The sequence below is a fragment of the Anaeromonas gelatinilytica genome (assembly GCF_016820635.1).
In the GTDB taxonomy this organism is placed as follows: Bacteria; Bacillota; Clostridia; order Tissierellales; family SIT17; genus Anaeromonas; species Anaeromonas gelatinilytica.
This window is the reverse complement of record NZ_WSFU01000131.1, coordinates 1-17,429: the sequence shown is the minus strand read 5'-3', so window position 1 is coordinate 17,429 and position 17,429 is coordinate 1. Positions and strand designations below refer to the sequence as shown.

The 17,429-nt window shown below is 28.2% G+C and carries 16 protein-coding genes and 1 pseudogene; 14 read left to right on the top strand and 3 right to left on the bottom strand.

The features are described from left to right. Nucleotides 1–271: 271 nt before the first annotated feature. From GOQ29_RS14710 to GOQ29_RS12195, 3 genes are all read right to left on the bottom strand, one after another. The gene (locus tag GOQ29_RS14710) at nt 272–844 is read right to left on the bottom strand and encodes a DUF4352 domain-containing protein (RefSeq protein ID WP_203372941.1); all 573 of its coding nucleotides are present in this window, start codon (nt 842–844) and stop codon (nt 272–274) included. A 19-nt stretch (nt 845–863) separates the two neighbouring features. Further along, a complete protein-coding gene (locus GOQ29_RS12200; RefSeq protein ID WP_203372940.1) occupies nt 864–1,226 on the bottom strand; it encodes a hypothetical protein in 363 nt (120 codons plus the stop codon). An 81-nt stretch (nt 1,227–1,307) separates the two neighbouring features. Next, entirely contained in the window at nt 1,308–2,369 is a 1,062-nt protein-coding gene (locus tag GOQ29_RS12195) for a serine/threonine-protein kinase (protein WP_203372939.1), read from the bottom strand. A gap of 75 nt (nt 2,370–2,444) precedes the next feature. Here GOQ29_RS12195 and GOQ29_RS12190 point away from each other — a divergent pair, with 75 nt between their 5' ends. From GOQ29_RS12190 to GOQ29_RS12130, 14 genes and pseudogenes are all read left to right on the top strand, one after another. Beyond that, nucleotides 2,445–2,885, top strand: coding sequence for an XRE family transcriptional regulator (locus tag GOQ29_RS12190; RefSeq protein WP_203372938.1), 441 nt, complete (start codon nt 2,445–2,447; stop codon nt 2,883–2,885). A gap of 77 nt (nt 2,886–2,962) precedes the next feature. After that, nucleotides 2,963–3,112, top strand: coding sequence for a glutaredoxin family protein (locus GOQ29_RS12185; protein WP_203372937.1), 150 nt, complete (start codon nt 2,963–2,965; stop codon nt 3,110–3,112). 139 nt (nt 3,113–3,251) lie between these two features. Beyond that, nucleotides 3,252–4,277, top strand: coding sequence for a DUF1848 domain-containing protein (locus GOQ29_RS12180; RefSeq protein ID WP_484477089.1), 1,026 nt, complete (start codon nt 3,252–3,254; stop codon nt 4,275–4,277). A 161-nt stretch (nt 4,278–4,438) separates the two neighbouring features. Beyond that, entirely contained in the window at nt 4,439–4,810 is a 372-nt protein-coding gene (locus GOQ29_RS12175; protein ID WP_203372936.1) for a hypothetical protein, read from the top strand. A 416-nt stretch (nt 4,811–5,226) separates the two neighbouring features. Further along, nucleotides 5,227–6,678: a type I restriction-modification system subunit M gene (locus GOQ29_RS12170; RefSeq protein WP_203372935.1), complete on the top strand. Its 1,452-nt coding sequence runs from the start codon at nt 5,227–5,229 to the stop codon at nt 6,676–6,678. A gap of 3 nt (nt 6,679–6,681) precedes the next feature. Beyond that, a complete protein-coding gene (locus GOQ29_RS12165) occupies nt 6,682–7,842 on the top strand; it encodes a restriction endonuclease subunit S (RefSeq protein WP_203372934.1) in 1,161 nt (386 codons plus the stop codon). A gap of 28 nt (nt 7,843–7,870) precedes the next feature. Next, on the top strand, nt 7,871–11,194 hold the full coding sequence (locus GOQ29_RS12160) for a DEAD/DEAH box helicase family protein (protein ID WP_203372933.1): 3,324 nt from the start codon (nt 7,871–7,873) through the stop codon (nt 11,192–11,194). Between the two features lie 212 nt (nt 11,195–11,406). Then, a complete protein-coding gene (locus tag GOQ29_RS12155) occupies nt 11,407–12,153 on the top strand; it encodes a polysaccharide deacetylase family protein (RefSeq protein WP_203372932.1) in 747 nt (248 codons plus the stop codon). 233 nt (nt 12,154–12,386) lie between these two features. Next, entirely contained in the window at nt 12,387–12,509 is a 123-nt protein-coding gene (locus tag GOQ29_RS14865; RefSeq protein ID WP_286672880.1) for a hypothetical protein, read from the top strand. A 227-nt stretch (nt 12,510–12,736) separates the two neighbouring features. Next, nucleotides 12,737–14,641 carry a ribosomal protection-like ABC-F family protein gene (abc-f, locus tag GOQ29_RS12150; RefSeq protein WP_203372931.1) on the top strand — a complete coding sequence of 635 codons (1,905 nt, stop codon included), beginning with the start codon at nt 12,737–12,739 and terminating at the stop codon, nt 14,639–14,641. A 105-nt stretch (nt 14,642–14,746) separates the two neighbouring features. Continuing rightward, the gene (locus GOQ29_RS12145; RefSeq protein WP_203372930.1) at nt 14,747–15,346 is read left to right on the top strand and encodes a nitroreductase family protein; all 600 of its coding nucleotides are present in this window, start codon (nt 14,747–14,749) and stop codon (nt 15,344–15,346) included. 297 nt (nt 15,347–15,643) lie between these two features. Further along, nucleotides 15,644–16,129, top strand: a complete 486-nt coding sequence (locus GOQ29_RS12140) for an NUDIX hydrolase (protein ID WP_350446024.1) — start codon at nt 15,644–15,646, stop codon at nt 16,127–16,129. Between the two features lie 380 nt (nt 16,130–16,509). Beyond that, a pseudogene (locus GOQ29_RS14860) lies at nt 16,510–16,608 on the top strand (hypothetical protein); the annotation flags it as partial. Nucleotides 16,609–16,731: 123 nt separating this feature from the next. Beyond that, entirely contained in the window at nt 16,732–17,247 is a 516-nt protein-coding gene (locus GOQ29_RS12130; protein ID WP_203372929.1) for a GNAT family N-acetyltransferase, read from the top strand. Nucleotides 17,248–17,429 lie beyond the last annotated feature (182 nt).

Below are 17,429 nucleotides of genomic sequence, written 5' to 3'. Positions count from 1 at the left end.
AGGAGAAACGTAAAGCATCCTTAGAATTGAATGAAAATAAAAATGGTGCTATAGAGATTAAAAATGTATAAGAGATTATTTAAAGAATAGGATAGGAATAATTATTGCTCATAAGTTTAATAATTTTGTTGAAGATGCTGATAATATTATTGTTTTAGATCAAGGAAGATATTATGCATTAAATGCAGGAACAATAGAATTAGAATAATAAAAAAGACGATTTGTTATCCAAAGATGGATTCTAAATCGTCTTTTTTAATAAAGAAAAATATCATTGTACTTCGTCTGCTTGAATGGAATATATAGCTTGACCAAAACCGAATAATTCTGGTTCAAACACGAACTCAAAACTCTCACTTGATTCAGGAACCTCAAAAGCTATTTCTCCTGCCATAGATCTCCCAACACCAAGCTCACCATCTAAACTGCCTCTAGTATCAGCAAAAGGGGCAATCTCTGTTGAGTAGTTTTCATCATCATATAAAGAAAACATAAGCAAAGAAGATATAGAAGTACTCTCATCCGAGTTATTTATTATTTCTACGTCTACTGCTAACCATTTTTCGCCTTCATCTGGAGATGAGAATTCATCCCCATTTTTCCATTGAGCAGATCTAGCTACAAAGGATAAGTCCCCCATTTCAATTGTTTTTCCTAAAGTAAGAATTGATTTTTCTTGGCTCGAATCTTCTTCACTATCAGTTTCTTTCTCTTTATCATTAGAATGAGAAGATTCGGAACCTGTATCAGTATCAGAAGAATCGCTTGAATCAGAATTATCGCATCCAATGAGTGTAATCGACATGGATAGCAAGATTAATAATATAATAATATTTTTTTTCACAGAATCCCTCCATATGAAATTAGCTTTCAACATTCAAATTATTAGATTTAAATTTTTTCATCTTAGAATATCCAACGAAACTAAGTACTATCATAGGTATTACGAATGGAAGGTATAATGGTAAAAGAACTCCTGCTACCGAATATAGAATACCAGTGGTCAGTGCAAAACCTACTTTTTTTAGTGCTAATGCTAAGATGTTGAATATAGATGCAAGTACCATCATTACAATATGTGGTGTAACTAGTAATGTGGCTATAGCTCCTCCTACTATCTCAGCGTCAGAAGCGTCACCAGACATGGTTCCACTGAAATGAAATATCAAATAAATACTGTAGATGACTGCAAATACTGCTGAAACTATCAAAGCCTTACTTCTCATAAAAATCCCTCCCTGTAAAATATATTTAAACATATTTTATAGAGTAAGGAGGAAGTGTTGGTATGCTAGTAGCATACAAATTTACTCAGGCATAAAAATCATACTAATAATTAATAATAATAAGGTATAGAAAACATATCCAATGAATTTTACAAACAACCTTCTTGATTTTACCAGAGGAAGCTTAGATTTCACATTATTAAAATTTCCATAAAAAAGAGTTAAAGTAAATAGGAAGCCTACCATGATTACATCTAAAACTCTATTTTGAAAGGAAGGATCTTCAGTGAAAAATCCAAACAAAGCTAAAGTTAAAAATACATACCATATTGAACTGATTATTTTAAATAAAAGCTTTCTAGATCTAAATCCTGGCATTTTAAACTTCGTATAATATCTACTCATTTTTCCTTTATTTTTAAATTCATTTGATTTTTTTAAAATAGTTAGTTTCAATTCATTGACATTCTGAAATCTCTGTTCAGGATCTAATTGAATACATTTAGATATCACACTAGATAAATTTCCTTCATAGATACCGTTTACAGGGAGTTTACCAACAAGCAACATATTCATAGTTACTCCTAGGGAATAGATATCGGTTCTAGCATCTGATTGGTTGAATCCGAATTGCTCTGGAGCGGCATATCCATACGTTCCAAGAATATTCGTGTCAGACGATTCACTAGTCTTATGAGTTCTTGAAATATCGAAATCTATAAGCTTCAAAAATCCATCATTATTTATCATAAGGTTTGAAGGTTTAATGTCTCTATGTATTATAGGAGGATCACAAGAATGGAGTGTATACAATATATCAGATAGGTCAAGAGCATATTTGATTACTTTAGATTCAGGAAGTGTCTTAAACTCAACTAGTATTTCATTTAAAGAGCATCCATTTATGTATTCCTCTATCACTATTAGTTTGTTTTCAAATTTCATTATTTCATAAATCTTAGGTATGTTTGATGAGGATATATTTCTTAGTTTATTATAAATATCATATTTTTTAGGATCTAGAATTTTCTTAATATATATTTTATCATCAAGGGAACTTTTGACTATATAGACTTTATCTTTAGATAGCTCTGAAATTTCGGAATAAATAGAAAGTCTATATTTGTTTGATAAATTATTCATTATGTTCACCCTTTCAAATAATTATGATACAATTATAACATATAAATTCTTTTTCTAGAAACAGGAGAGATGTATATGAAAATAGATATAACTGAAGAACTATTGGATAGATTGAATAGAATCAGAAACCAGTCCGATCTAAAAAATTATATAGATTCATGTAGTTTGGAAAAATGTAATTACGAGCTTTCAGAATACATACTAAAAATATGTGAAAATAAAGGTTATGGAAAAAGTGATATTATAAGAAACTCTGACATGCATAGAACATATGGATATCAGATATTAAGTGGAGATAAGTCCCCAAGTAGGGACAAGCTTCTTCAGATATGTATCGGAAATAAATTTACTAGAGATCAGGCTAATAGGGCACTTACAATAGCAAACCTAGGCATATTATATGCTAAGGATCCTAGGGACTCAATTATAATATATTCACTAAACAATAAACTGAATCTTATAGATACAAATGTTATATTGGATGAACATGGGTTTAAGCTTATAGGCTATGTTTAAGTAAAACTAGTTTTATAACTCATAAGGACTGGTTTTCTACTTTAGGTTTATTTGGTTAACTTCTAGAAATAAGATACATGAAGAAAAATGATATCGAGGTTGAAATGACAGATATAAAGGCTGATTCTAAAGATCAAGAAGATCTTATTAAATTAGGTGGAAAAGATCAAGTGCCTATGCTATTGATAGATGGAAAGCCTCTTTATGAATCAGATGATATTATCTAGTGGTTTAAAGACAATAAGTAGAGAAAAGGATAGCCTCGAAAATATGAGGTTATCTCTTTCTTTTAAGGGATTAGTATAAAATAATCTTGAGAAGTTTTTTGCTATGAAGTGATTATAGATATTGCCTTTGTAGATGATTTTGAATTATTTTCTCGGAGAGATTGTTCGAAAAGACTTAAATAAAAAAATTAAAGAAGAGGTACAGATAGAAGGTGAACAAATGATATTAAGTGTAAGTAGAAGGACAGATATACCAGCATATTATTCTGATTGGTTTTTCAAAAGATTAGAAGAAGGATATGTATTAGTTAGAAACCCAATGAATTATCATCAGGTAAGCAAGATTAGATTAACTCCTGATTTAATAGATTGTATTGTGTTTTGGACTAAAGATCCTACGAATGTTTTGAATAGTTTAGATAAACTTAAAGAATACAATTATTATTTTCAAGTGACTATTAATCCTTATGATAAGTCTATAGAGAGAAATCTTCCAAAAAAGAAAAAAATCATTGAATCTTTTAAAGAACTTTCAAGTAAAATAGGAAAAGAAAAGGCTATATGGAGATATGATCCTATTCTCTTAACCAAGGATATAGATATTGAATATCATAGAAAATATTTTGATTATTTAGCTTTTGAATTATCTCACTATACTGATAAATGTATATTTAGTTTTATTGATTTATATGCAAAGACAAAGAGGAATACAAAGGGAATTGATATGGTAGAGATTTGTAAAGAAAAAATGTATTCAATAGCAAAAATATTTTTAGGAATAGCAAATAAGTGTAATATTAAATTAGAAACATGCTCAGAAGAAATAGATTTATCTAGATTTGGTATAGATCATGCTAAATGTATAGATGAAGAATTAATATCAAAAATAGTAGGTCAAGAATTAGATATAAAAAAAGATAAAAATCAAAGAGAAATATGTGGGTGTGTTAATAGTATTGATATTGGAACGTATAATACTTGTAAACATGGTTGCTTATACTGTTATGCCAACTTTAGTGATAAATCAATAAAAAATAATATATTAAAATATGATGTTAATTCACCAATTTTAATAGGAAATATAGAATTGGAAGATAAAATAACAGATAGAAAAATGGAGTCATATCGAAAGAAAGATACTCAACTTGGTTTTGGAATAAGATAGGTGAAATAATACTCCTTGACTATAAATTTTTAGAAATTAGAATTGATAAATAATATTATTACTGATTAAACATCTAATAATAATTTTCACCTGTACTGACAATGGTACAGATTCTTTGAAATAATATCTATAAAGAATAATATTTCAAGGAGGAATTAGTAATGAAAAAAGTAATAGGTATTATAAGCATGGTGTTATTTTTATTTATTACCTTGCAATCATGTGTAGCTGGAGTTGGAAATGCTATTGAAGGACAAGGAGAAATGAGTGGAAGTGCTGGATTATTTCTAGCAATATTTATGTTAGTCAGTGGTATACTCCTTATGATTTCAAAGGATAAAAAAGGAATATTAATTACATCAATAGTATTTTACATAATAGGCGGATTGATTGGAATATTTAATGTAGGTTCATACTCTGATTTAGCGGTATGGTCAGTATTAAGCTTTATATTTGGAGGACTGTTGATACTTCATTTATTTAGAAATAAAGATATTTATAATAAGAAGAATGAGAGTAAAAGTGATGCTTAATTAGTATTAAAATTGAATTTATTGTAAAAAGAAATATTGATTGTGACATCAATATTTCTTTTTATATGTAATTAAGCAACAGCTTTATAATGGAAGATTTTATGATATAATTGTAGATATATGATATTTTTTTATTGTCTAGTACAGTTTATTTAATAAAAGTTTTGAAGTATTGATAAATACAAGGGTTAATTATGACAGAAAATATTGGAAGACAATAAAAAACAGGTGTTGTAGGGGATGGAATCCCCTGCCGTATTAGAAGGGTGCTCAGGTGCACTTTATTCTAGTCCGCCTTTTTATGATAAATGTATAAGACTTGTTGGAATAATGTTGCAATGTGTGAAAATGTGTGAAATGATTTTAAATGTTATAAAAAACAATGATTAAAGAGTTTCAAAAATAGGAGGAGAAAGATGATAACTGGAGAACTAAGGAATAAAGTAGATAAGATATGGGAGATATTCTGGACAGGAGGAATTACCAACCCTTTATCAGTAATTGAACAATTTACATATTTGTTATTTGTAAAGGGGTTAGACGATAAACAGACAGATTTAGAACAAAATGCAGAACTTTTTGGGATAGAAGCTGAGAAAATATTTAAAGATAATGAACAAGATTTAAGATGGAAAAACTTTAAACAGTTGCCTGCTAATGATATGTATGAAGTAGTATCTAAAAAAGTATTTCCATTTATAAAGAATATGCATGGAGACAAGAATTCTGCATTTGCACAATATATGGATGATGCTATCTTTATGGTTCCGACACCTCAAATGCTAGAGAAAATTGTAACCAATATTGATGTTTTGCTTATAGAGGATAGGGATGCCAATGGAGATTTATATGAGTATTTACTTTCAAAAGTAGCAACAGCAGGAACTAATGGACAATTTAGAACTCCAAGACATATAATCAAAATGATGGTAGAGATTATGAAGCCTACACCTACAGATATTATTATAGACCCTGCAGCGGGGTCAGCAGGATTTCTAGTGGTAGCAGGTGAATATCTTCAAAAGAATAATGAAGATTTATTTTCTGTACAGGAATTAAAAGATCACTATAATAGAACCATGTTTCATGGAAACGATATGGACAGAACGATGCTCCGTATTGGTGCTATGAACATGATGCTTCATGGTGTAGAAAATCCTAATATTGAATATAGAGATTCCCTTGCAGAAATTAATAAGGATAAAGAAAAATATACTTTAGTTCTAGCAAATCCACCATTTAAAGGTTCTCTAGACTATGAAAGTGTATCATCAGATTTATTAAAGATTACAAAGACAAAGAAAACAGAACTATTATTTTTATCCTTATTTATTCGAATTCTTAAAAAAGGTGGACGTTGTGCATCTATCGTACCAGATGGAGTATTATTTGGAAGTTCAAAAGCTCATAAATCTATTCGAGAAGAGATTGTAGAAAATCATCATTTACATGGTGTTATTTCAATGCCTAGTGGTGTATTTAAACCTTATGCTGGAGTATCTACAGCCATATTGATTTTTACTAAAACAGGAGCAGGTGGAACTGATAAAGTATGGTTCTATGATATGAAAGCAGATGGATATTCCTTAGATGATAAACGTCAACCTATAGATGATAATGATATAGAAGATATTATTAAAAGATACTATAATAGAGAAAATGAAAAAGATAGAGAGCGAACAGAACAATCCTTCTTGGTAGATAAAAAAGAGATTGCAAAAAATGATTATGATTTATCTATTAATAGATATAAAGAGATTGAGTATGAAGAAGTAGAGTATGAAGAGCCAAAAGTTATTATTGATAAAATTAGAGATATAGAACAACAGATTCTTAATGGATTAGATGACATTGAGAGGATGGTGTAGAGGATGGATTATAAAAGATTAGGAGAGATATCAAATATAAGAGCAGGAGGTACTCCTTCAAGAAGTAAAAAAGAATATTGGCAAAATGGGAATATTCCTTGGTTAAAGATTGGTAATTTAAATAAAAAATATATAAATAAATGTACTGAATATATTACAGATCAAGGATTAAATAATTCATCTGCTAAGTTATTTAAAAGCGGAACAATACTATATACAATTTTTGCAACTCTTGGTGAAGTAGCTATTTTAGATATAGATTCAGCCACGAATCAAGCAATTGCAGGTATAGAAGTCAAAGATACTAATATTTTAACGGAATATCTATATTATTATTTAAAGAGTATAAGAAGGACAATCATAGATACAGGAAGAGGGGTAGCTCAAAATAATATTAATTTAAGGATATTACGAAATCTTATAGTCCCTATCCCGACCATCCAAACTCAAAAGAAAATTGTTGAAATTCTTAATAAATCACATAATCTAATTGATAAAAGAAAAGAGCAAATTAAACTATTAGATGATTTAATTCAATCAATATTTTATGATATGTTTGGAGATCCAGTGACTAATCCGAAGGGGTGGGACGAAGTATTATTGAAAGATATAATAGTTAACAGTAATAATGGCTTAGCAAGAAGAGGTAAAGCGAATATAGGACAAATTGTTTTGCGATTAGTCGAATTACAAAATGGATTTATTGATTACTCAAATGTAAATCGAATTGAATTAACAGACAAAGAAAAAAGCAAATATCAATTAGAAAATAACGATTTTCTTTTTGCACGTGTTAATGGGAACCCTAATTATGTGGGAAGGTGTGCAGTTTTTAAACTTATTGATGAACCCGTATATCATAATGACCATATAATTAGAGTTCATTTTGATGAAAATATTTTAGAGGGCCAATATACAAGTTGTTTACTGAATAGTGATTATGGGAAAAAAGAGTTAAGTGCTCAAATAAAAACCTCTGCAGGTCAGTATACGATTAGTCAAGATGGGCTAGGGAAAATAAGGCTTTTAGTACCACCAATAGAACTCCAATTCCAATTTTCGGAGCATGTGAAACAAATAAATAAAATGAAGATTGAAATGCAAAAAAGTCTTGATGAAATAAATATAACCTATAAAGCTTTAATGCAACAGTGTTTTAGATAAATACTATTTACGTAAAAGGGGGAAAATCATGAGTTATAATTTTGAATTTCTAAAGAAAGAAGAAAAATATAATGCATTTACTTATGCTTGTATAGAAGCAGAAAAAAGCTTGGTAGTATCTTATGCTACTACTGCTATATTATCAAGGAGAGCTTTAGAACTTGCAATTAAATGGGTTTTTAGCTTTGATGAAGATTTAACTGTACCTTATGATGAAAGATTAGGAGCTTTAATACATAATTATAGGTTTAAAAGTATTATAGATAGTAAGTTATTTCCTATGCTTGTATATATCCAAAAACTAGGAAATAAAGCAGTTCATTCTTCAACACCTATTTCAAGAGATCAAGCAGTTTTATCTCTTGAAAATCTATTTGAGTTTATTTCTTGGATTGATTATTGTTATTCCAATGAATATGAAGATAAGATTTTTGACGAAAATTTATTAGGCGATAATGCAAATGAAAAGAAGACTAGACAAGAGCTTAAGGATTTATATGATAGATTAGGTGAGAAGGATAGAAAGTTAGAAGAGATTATAAAAGAGAATCAATTACTTAGAAAAGAGAATACCAAGAAGCGTGAAAATAACCGTAAAAATAGGGAGTTTAAAGTAGACGAGATTTCAGAGTTTAAAACTCGTAAGATGTATATCGATTTAGAGTTAGAATTAAGTGGTTGGATCATTGGTCAAAATTGTCTAGAAGAAGTAGAAGTTATGGGAATGCCAAATGCATCGGGTATAGGATATGTAGATTATGTGTTGTATGGAGACGATGGAAAGCCTTTAGCCATAGTGGAGGCTAAAAAAACTAGTGTAGATCCTAAGATTGGTCAAGTACAGGCTGAAAGATATGCAGACTGTTTAGAAAGAGATCATGGAATAAGACCTATTATTTTCTATACAAATGGATTTGAATATTATTTATGGGATGATAAAAGTTATCCAGAGCGTATGGTATCTGGATTTTATACAAAAGAAGAGCTCATATGGATGATATTCAAAAGAGAGCATAAAAAGTCTTTAGAAAACCCTAGTATTAAAGATGAAATTACAAACAGACATTATCAAAAAATGGCTATTAACTCAGTATGTAATGCTTTAAATAAAGGAAGTAGAAAAACTTTATTAGTTATGGCAACAGGTTCTGGAAAAACTAGAACCGCTATTTCTATTGTAGATGTTTTAATGAATAGAGGATGGATTAAAAATGTCTTATTCTTAGCTGATAGAACAGCTCTGGTAAAGCAAGCTAAGAAAAATTTTAGGAACTTACTTCCTAATTTATCTTTATGCAATTTATTAGATAGTAAGGATAATCCAGAAAGTAGAATGGTTTTTTCAACTTATCCAACTATGATGAATGCTATAGATGATGTAAAAAATGAAAATGGTAAAAAACTTTATACAAGGGGACATTTTGATTTAATTATTATAGATGAAAGTCATAGAAGTATTTATAAAAAATACCAAGCTATATTTAATTATTTTGATTCTATTCTTTTAGGACTTACAGCAACCCCTAGAAGCGATATAGATAAAAATACTTATGAAATTTTTGAACTAGAGAACAATGTGCCTACTTTTTCATATGAATTGGATGAAGCTATATGTGATGGTTATTTAGTGCCATATCACACTATAGAAACAACTACCAAGTTTATGGAAAAAGGTATTCATTATGATGATTTAAGTGAAGAAGAGAAAGAAATTTTTGAAGAGACATTTGAAGATGGAGTAAGAGATATAAGTGGTTCAGAACTTAATTCTTTTTTATTTAATAGTAATACTATTGATTTAGTGTTAAAAGATCTAATGTATGAAGGCTTAAAGGTTGAAGGTGGAGATAAACTAGGGAAAACTATTATATTTGCAAAAAATAAAAAACATGCTGAATTTATCATAGAAAGATTTAATATTTTATATCCAGAATATAATGGAGAATTTGCAAGATCAGTTTATACAGGTATAAATTATGTAGATAGTACAATGGAGGACTTTGAAACTAAAGAAAGATTACCACAAATTGCTGTATCTGTAGATATGCTAGATACAGGAATTGATATACCTGAAATCTTAAATCTTGTATTCTTTAAGAAAGTTCGTTCTAAAATAAAGTTTTGGCAGATGATTGGTAGAGGAACTAGACTATGTGAAAATTTATATGGAGTAGGGTTAGATAAAGAAGAGTTTAGAATCTTTGATTATTGTGGAAATTTTGAGTTTTTTAGGACTGAAAAAAATGGGAAAGAAGCAAAGGTTGTAAAGTCATTGACTGAGAAAATATTTAATATTAAATTAGCAATCATTAAAGAGCTTCAAAAGTTAGATTATCAAAGAGATGATTATGAAAAATATAGAGAAAATTTGATAAAAGATGTTTTAAAAGATATTTCGAAAATTAATGAAAGCAAATTTGATGTACGAATGAAATTAAAATACCTTCATAAATTTAATGAAGAAAAGTATTATGAAAATTTAACAGACAAAGATTTAAATGAATTGGAAGAGCATATTGCTCCTTTAATACCTTCTTTAGAACAGGAGGAAATGACAAAACGATTTGATTATCTAATGTATACAATTCAATATTCAGATTTAAGAGGTCTAGAAGCATCAAAACCCAAGAGTAAAGTAATTACAACAGCTGAAAAGCTTTCAGAAAAGGGTACAATTGAAAAAGTTAAAAAGCAGAAGGAACTAATATTAAAAGTTCAGACTCAAGAGTTTTGGTATGAAGCAGATCTTTTAGATTATGAAATGGTGCGAAAGGCTTTTAGAGAGTTAATTAGATTCATAGAAGAAAAATCAAAGGGAATTTATTATACAAATTTTACTGATGAAGTACTTTTAAGTATTGAAAACTCTGGAGAATACAATGTGAATAATATGGAAAATTATCGAAAAAAAGTTAATCAATATTTAAAGGAAAATCAGGACGATATAGTTGTTTATAAACTAAGAAATAATAAAGAACTAAGAAAAGAAGATATTAAGCATTTAGAAAAAATATTATGGCAGGATCTTGGAACTAAAGAAGATTATAAAAAAGAATTTAGAGATGAACCTCTTTTAAAGCTAGTTAGTAAAATTGTAGGATTAGATCCAAAGGCTGCTAAAGAAGTTTTCTCAGAGTTTTTATCTAATGAAAACTTAACGATTAATCAAATGGAATTTGTGAATCGAATTATAAATCATATTATAAAAAATGGAAGTTTAGATAAAAGAGTATTAAATGAACATCCATTTAATAAATCTGGTAATGTAGTTAAGTTATTTGATGGAAAAGTTGATATTGCTAAGAAAATTATAAGTACAATTGATAAAATCAATGGACGATTAAGTATCTAAAATTAGGTAGGGTAAGATTTAAATTTACAATCTTGATAAACTAATTTATAGTAAAGATATAATTACCATTTTATAAAAATTGTTTTGCAAGGTTTTAAAAGGGGTTCAATTTAGGATCTATATAGGAATCAGAAGAAGAGACTAGTTGGGATGCTGGGAAGAAGGTTGCTGGCTAAAAAAAGTTAAGGAAGTTTATTAGAGGAGGAGATAAATTGCAAAACTTTACCGTTTTAATGTATCATGAATTGGTTAAAAAAGTGGATTTTAATTATTCTGATTATCAGGGTATTAGAGTAGAACAGGATTATCACGATCTTTTGCCTCCTGTTTTATTTGCTCATCTGGAAAATTTTGAGCAGCAGATGAAATATTTATATGATGAAGGTTATGTGACATTGTCATTAAAGGATGTAGTAGATTTTTATTATAATGATCAAGATTTACCGGAAAAATCTGTACTGTTAACATTTGATGATATGTATAAATCTGTTATATCCTATGCTTACCCTATATTAAAAAGATATAATTTTCATGCTGTGGGCTTTGTTGTCAAAGATTGGATTTTTAATCAAGTACAGTTCAACACCGATAACTACTCTGTATGTCTATCAAAGGAAGAGTTAACTGATATGCAAGATGTATTTGAATATGCAAATCATACCACAGCTTTACATATCAGGAAGGATGGGGCAACTGTTCTACAAAATGTAGATAAGGATTTATTCATAGAGGATGTAAAAACCTGTGATAAATTTGTTAGTACAAAACATGTTTTTGCATATCCGTTTGGGATTTATACTGAGCATAATATAGAATGGTTAAAAGAGGCAGGTTTTTTACTGGCTTTTACATCTGAAGATGGAATTAATACTAAGAGAACAGATCCCTATAAACTCCATAGAAATGGTGTATTATTAGATTATGATCTAGAAAAATTCAAGGATATATTTAAATCTTAAAGAATGGAAAGAAAAATATTTTTTAGAGCTTATGACTGAATAAATAGCTGTGGTCTTTAATAAAGGGAAGAACATCAATTAAGTGCTATAAACTTTACTTTCACTGTAACTATGCAGGTAAGATAATAGATAAGTATTTTGTAGGGTCTATAAATGGAAGCCAAGATAACAAGGTATTGAATAATTATAATATGTATGATATAATTTTACTTAATATTTATAAGGTGGTGAAAATGAGTATGGAAACTTTAGTTAACAATATTTTAGGTATACTATCTCCTATTAAATCTATAGCAGGATTTAACGATATTAACCAAGGGATAGGTGTGTCTAAAATCAAATATTATGTTAACTAAAGGGAAGTAATTATTTTACCATTAATCAAATTACATTGATAAAACAATGAATCTAGGTAGATTGTTACTTACCTAGGTTTTTTTGTGTATAAATATATGGTGTTTATAAGATTTATATTTTAATTTTTTAAAAAAGTATTTAAATGTTCATATAAATATTTTTTGACCCAATAAACCTAGGTAAATTTCTCTTACCTAGGTTTATTTTTTGAAAGGAGAATGAAAAAATGTTAGAAGTATCTTTAAGTGGTGTTGAAAAATATTATGGAGCAAATAGAGTGTTAAAGGGTATAACATTTCAAGTTTTAAGAGGAGAGAAAGTAGGAATAGTAGGAAGAAATGGAACTGGGAAAACAACTTTATTTAAAATTATAGCAGGTATAGAGAATTGTGATGAAGGATCGATTAGTATTAGTAAAGGAAGTCAAATAGGGTGTCTAGAACAAATTCCAAATTATCCTAAAGGATATAGAGTGATAGACGTTTTAAACATGGCTTTTCATTATGAATTAAATATTCAATCCATTCTTAGAGAATTAGAAGAAAAAATGAGTTATACCAAGGGAGAAGAATTGAATTCTATGATTCAAAGATATGGAGAACTTCAGAATATTTTTGAGAGTAAAGGAGGATATAAAATTGAGGAAAAATTAAGTAGATTATGTGATGGATTAGGATTAGATAAAAAGTTTTTAAATATGAAATTCAAAGATTTAAGTGGAGGGGAGAAGACTACTGTCCTTTTAGGTAAAATTTTATTAGAAGAACCAGATATTTTACTTTTAGATGAGCCGACTAATCATCTTGATATGGAATCTATTGAATGGTTAGAATCTTTTTTATTAGAGTATAGAGGAACAGTTATAATAATATCTCATGATAGATATTTTCTAGATAAGGTCATCAATAAGGTAATCGAAATAGAAAGAGGTAAGGCAAATACCTATATGGGTAATTATTCATATTATGTAGAAGAAAAAGAAAAATTATATTTAGAAGAGTTAAAACGCTATGAAGATCAACAAAAGAAGATTAAATCAATGGAGGAGTCCATTAAAAGATTGAAAGATTGGGCTGATAGGGGAGGTAATGAAAAGTTTTTTAGAAGAGCTTTTAGTATGGAAAAAAGATTAGAGAAAATGGACAAAATTGATAGACCTATAGTAGATAATGATAATATGAAATTAAATTTTTCTGTTCAAGAAAGATCTGGTCAAGATGTTATTCTAGCTGATGGATTATATAAAAAAGTAGGCAAAAAAGTTTTATTTAATGATTTAAATTTTTCTCTCAAGTATTCTGAAAGAGTGGCTCTTGTAGGTAAAAATGGAAGTGGTAAAACAACTTTAATTAAAATAATATTAGGTGAAGCTTTTTCAGATAAAGGTGAAGTTAAAATAGGATCAAAAGTAAAAATAGGATACTTGCAGCAAAACATATATTTTAATAATGAAGAAAGTACTGTATTAGATATCTTTAGAGAAGAATATATATGTACTGAGGGAGATGCAAGAAATATATTATCTAAGTTTCTATTCTATGGTGAAGATGTTTTTAAAAAAGTTAAAAATCTTTCAGGTGGAGAAAGGGCGAGACTTCGTATTTGTCAATTAATGTATAAAGATGTAAATACATTAATATTAGATGAGCCAACAAATCATTTGGATATTATGAGTCGTGAAATGTTAGAAGAAACTCTATTACAGTTTCAAGGAACTATTATGTTTATATCTCATGATCGATATTTCATAAATAGACTTGCAAATAAAGTATTAGAACTTTCCAATAGAAAATTAATAAGTTACTTGGGAAATTATGATTATTATAGAGAAAAGAAGTTATCTCAAAAGAAGAGTGAAAGAGCTGATAAAAAAACTAGTTATAATCATAATAAAGCAGATAATAATTTAAAAAATGGACGAAAAAATGTAGTAGATAAATCAAAAGCTAGAAAAATCAAGGAGATAGAAGATGAGATAGAGAAATATGAAAATTTAATTGCAAACAAGGAAATAGAAATAAACATAAATACTACAAATTTTAGTAAATTAAATAGTCTATATAAAGAAAAAATTGAACTTGAAGATAGACTTGATAAAATTCTTGAACAATGGATAATGCTAAACGAATGAGGAAAAAATTTTCATATAAAAGTATAAATTAATCTTATGTTTAGGATAATATTATCAGGGTAAAATTCTATTATGATAATAGAATTCAATTAGGAGGTTTTAGATATGTCAAAAGATTTTTATTCTGCTATAAAAGAAAGAAGAAGTATATATGGAATTAGTGATAGAGTAAATGTTTCTGATGATAGGATAGAAGAGATTATACAAAATGCAGTGAATTATGCTCCTACTGCTTTTAATTCTCAAAGTGGTAGAGTAGTTTTATTACTTAACGATAATCATAAAAGATTATGGAATATTACAGAGAATGCTTTGAGAAAAGTTGTTCCAGAGGAAAAATTTAAACCTACTGAAGAGAAGATTGAGTCTTTCAGAAAGGGATATGGAACTGTTTTGTTTTTTGAGGATCAAAGTGTAGTTAGATCTTTACAAGAGCAATTTCAATTATATAAGAATAATTTTCCTATATGGTCACAACAATCTTCAGGAATATTACAATATATAGTTTGGACGTCATTATCTGTTGAAGGGTTAGGAGCTTCATTACAGCATTATAATGAACTTATCGAAGAGGATGTTAAGAATGAATGGGATATACCAGAGAATTGGAGTCTAATTGCTCAAATGCCTTTTGGAAATAAAGAAGTAGAAGCAGATGAAAAAGATTTTTTACCTATTAGAGATAGGTTTAAAATTTTAAAATAGAATATAAAACTATTATATGTATCAATGACTAGAGCCTTACATGAAGCTTCAAATTATCACTTGGATGGAAAAATGAAACTGTTGGATATATATAAGTATAGAGTATTCTAGATAAAGTAGATAAATAGTGTAAGAAATCACCTTAATATTAAGGTGATTTTCTTAATACAAAAGATTTTTATTTATTAGATAGAAATACTAGGATTATTTTATATTAATAAAGGAAAATTATAATTAAATCCAGAAGTAAATATTTAATGAGCTGGAAAGTAATGAATGATATATCTAATATGAAAGGTGGGGGAGATTATTTTAGATTGTACATTTAGAACAGGACAAGGAAAATTTAATTATCGAGTTGGAGCAATCATTATTCATGAAAACAAGATATTAATGGTTAAAAATTCTAGAGACCCCTATTATTATTCAGTAGGGGGTCGTGTACATTTACACGAAAGTATGGAAGAAGCTATTGTAAGAGAAGTATATGAAGAGACGGGTATTTTATTTGAAATCGATCGAATGGGATATATTCATGAGAACTTTTTTATATTAGATACTACAGGTGAAGAATTCCATGAATTGTCTTTTTATTATTATATGAAACCCGTAAAAGACTATAATTTAATTAGCAAAAGCCTGACAGAAGATGGCATTGAAGAAAGCTTAGAATGGATTTCTCTTAATGATATAGATAATTATAACGTATATCCTTCATTTTTTAAGGATGAAAAGTTAATGTCTAATCAAGGTATTATACATGTGGTAGATAGGGAGTATTAAAGGTATAAATATAAAGGTAAAATTTTAAAAATTAATCACATAAAATAAGAGTGTATCTGGTGATACACTCTTATTTTATGTGATTAGAAGAAATGGGATAACCATTTATTTTTGTAGGATGTATAATATAAAATATAGAATATCGTGTAAAAAAAGAAAGGAAAATGGAATTATATGTAGAAGTAAGTATATGTAATGAATAATTGGTTATATGAAATGTAGATATCAAGGTTGATTTTTAATCCAATATAATTAAGAAAATGATATTATACAAGTGTGGAGTTTATTATAATAATTTATGACCAATAAGAAGTATGAAAATATGGGAAGAGAACATGTATCTGTGAAAAAATGTGAGAAGCTGATAATCATTAGAATATTGGCAAAAGGTACATATAGATTTCTTTACAATAGAATTAAGGGGTTTTTTACAAGATACGTTAGTGGTATTTGAGGAATTTGAAGTAATATATAATTAAGACACACTTTTAATGAAATATAATTACATATACATAATCGGCATTATAGTTTGTGAATACAGTAGTTAGGCGAAATATCAATGTAAAATAAATGGAAATAATATTACAATAGGGGGATTAAGAGTGAGTTTACAAACAGAGAGATTAATGTTTAAGAAAATTACTATAGGCGATATTGATAGAATTTTTAGTATTTTTAACAATTCTACACTAACACAGTATTTTGTTTCAGGATCAGATAAAAACAAAGGAGATACAAAAAAGAGAATTGAAAATATAATTACGCATTGGAATAAGTATGGATTTGGAGATTTTTTATTAATAAATAAATCAAGAAATATGGTAGTGGGATATGGAGGACTACATTATAAATCAATGGGTGCAAATATTAATATTTCATATATAATAAAACCAAAATTTCAAAAACAAGGTTTAGGATATGAGACATCTATGAAGTTATTAGACTATGGATTTAATACTTTAAGTTTAAATTCAATTGTAGCTGAAATTGATCCTAATAATAAAGCGTCACAAAAATTAATAGAAAAGTGTGGATTCAAATTCAATAGAATAATTGTTTGGAAAGGCTTTGAAAGAAAAGAGTATATTATGAGTAGTATAGACTTTACAGATAATTAAAAGCAGATACTTCGTCTAACAATATATTTCCAGTTCCGTTTCACTGCACCCAAATCCAGCAATCCAAGTCAAGACCTAACTAAGGGTTGCTGGACTTCGCAAACACGAAACGTTAGTGTGCCAAGCAAAGCTTGGCATTACTGGCAAGGTGAAAGTCCTTGTATGGAAAGGTTTAGCCAACC

Excerpts from the sequence above, each read along its gene's own strand:
- GOQ29_RS12185 (WP_203372937.1), top strand. The coding sequence starts at position 2,963 with ATGAAGAAAAATGATATCGAGGTTGAAATGACAGATATAAAGGCTGAT.
- GOQ29_RS12200 (WP_203372940.1), bottom strand. The coding sequence starts at position 1,226 with ATGAGAAGTAAGGCTTTGATAGTTTCAGCAGTATTTGCAGTCATCTAC.
- GOQ29_RS12160 (WP_203372933.1), top strand. The coding sequence starts at position 7,871 with ATGAGTTATAATTTTGAATTTCTAAAGAAAGAAGAAAAATATAATGCA.
- GOQ29_RS14865 (WP_286672880.1), top strand. The coding sequence starts at position 12,387 with ATGAGTATGGAAACTTTAGTTAACAATATTTTAGGTATACTATCTCCT.
- GOQ29_RS12190 (WP_203372938.1), top strand. The coding sequence starts at position 2,445 with ATGAAAATAGATATAACTGAAGAACTATTGGATAGATTGAATAGAATC.
- GOQ29_RS12170 (WP_203372935.1), top strand. The coding sequence starts at position 5,227 with ATGATAACTGGAGAACTAAGGAATAAAGTAGATAAGATATGGGAGATA.
- abc-f (WP_203372931.1), top strand. The coding sequence starts at position 12,737 with ATGTTAGAAGTATCTTTAAGTGGTGTTGAAAAATATTATGGAGCAAAT.
- GOQ29_RS12175 (WP_203372936.1), top strand. The coding sequence starts at position 4,439 with ATGAAAAAAGTAATAGGTATTATAAGCATGGTGTTATTTTTATTTATT.
- GOQ29_RS12145 (WP_203372930.1), top strand. The coding sequence starts at position 14,747 with ATGTCAAAAGATTTTTATTCTGCTATAAAAGAAAGAAGAAGTATATAT.
- GOQ29_RS12195 (WP_203372939.1), bottom strand. The coding sequence starts at position 2,369 with ATGAATAATTTATCAAACAAATATAGACTTTCTATTTATTCCGAAATT.
- GOQ29_RS12165 (WP_203372934.1), top strand. The coding sequence starts at position 6,682 with ATGGATTATAAAAGATTAGGAGAGATATCAAATATAAGAGCAGGAGGT.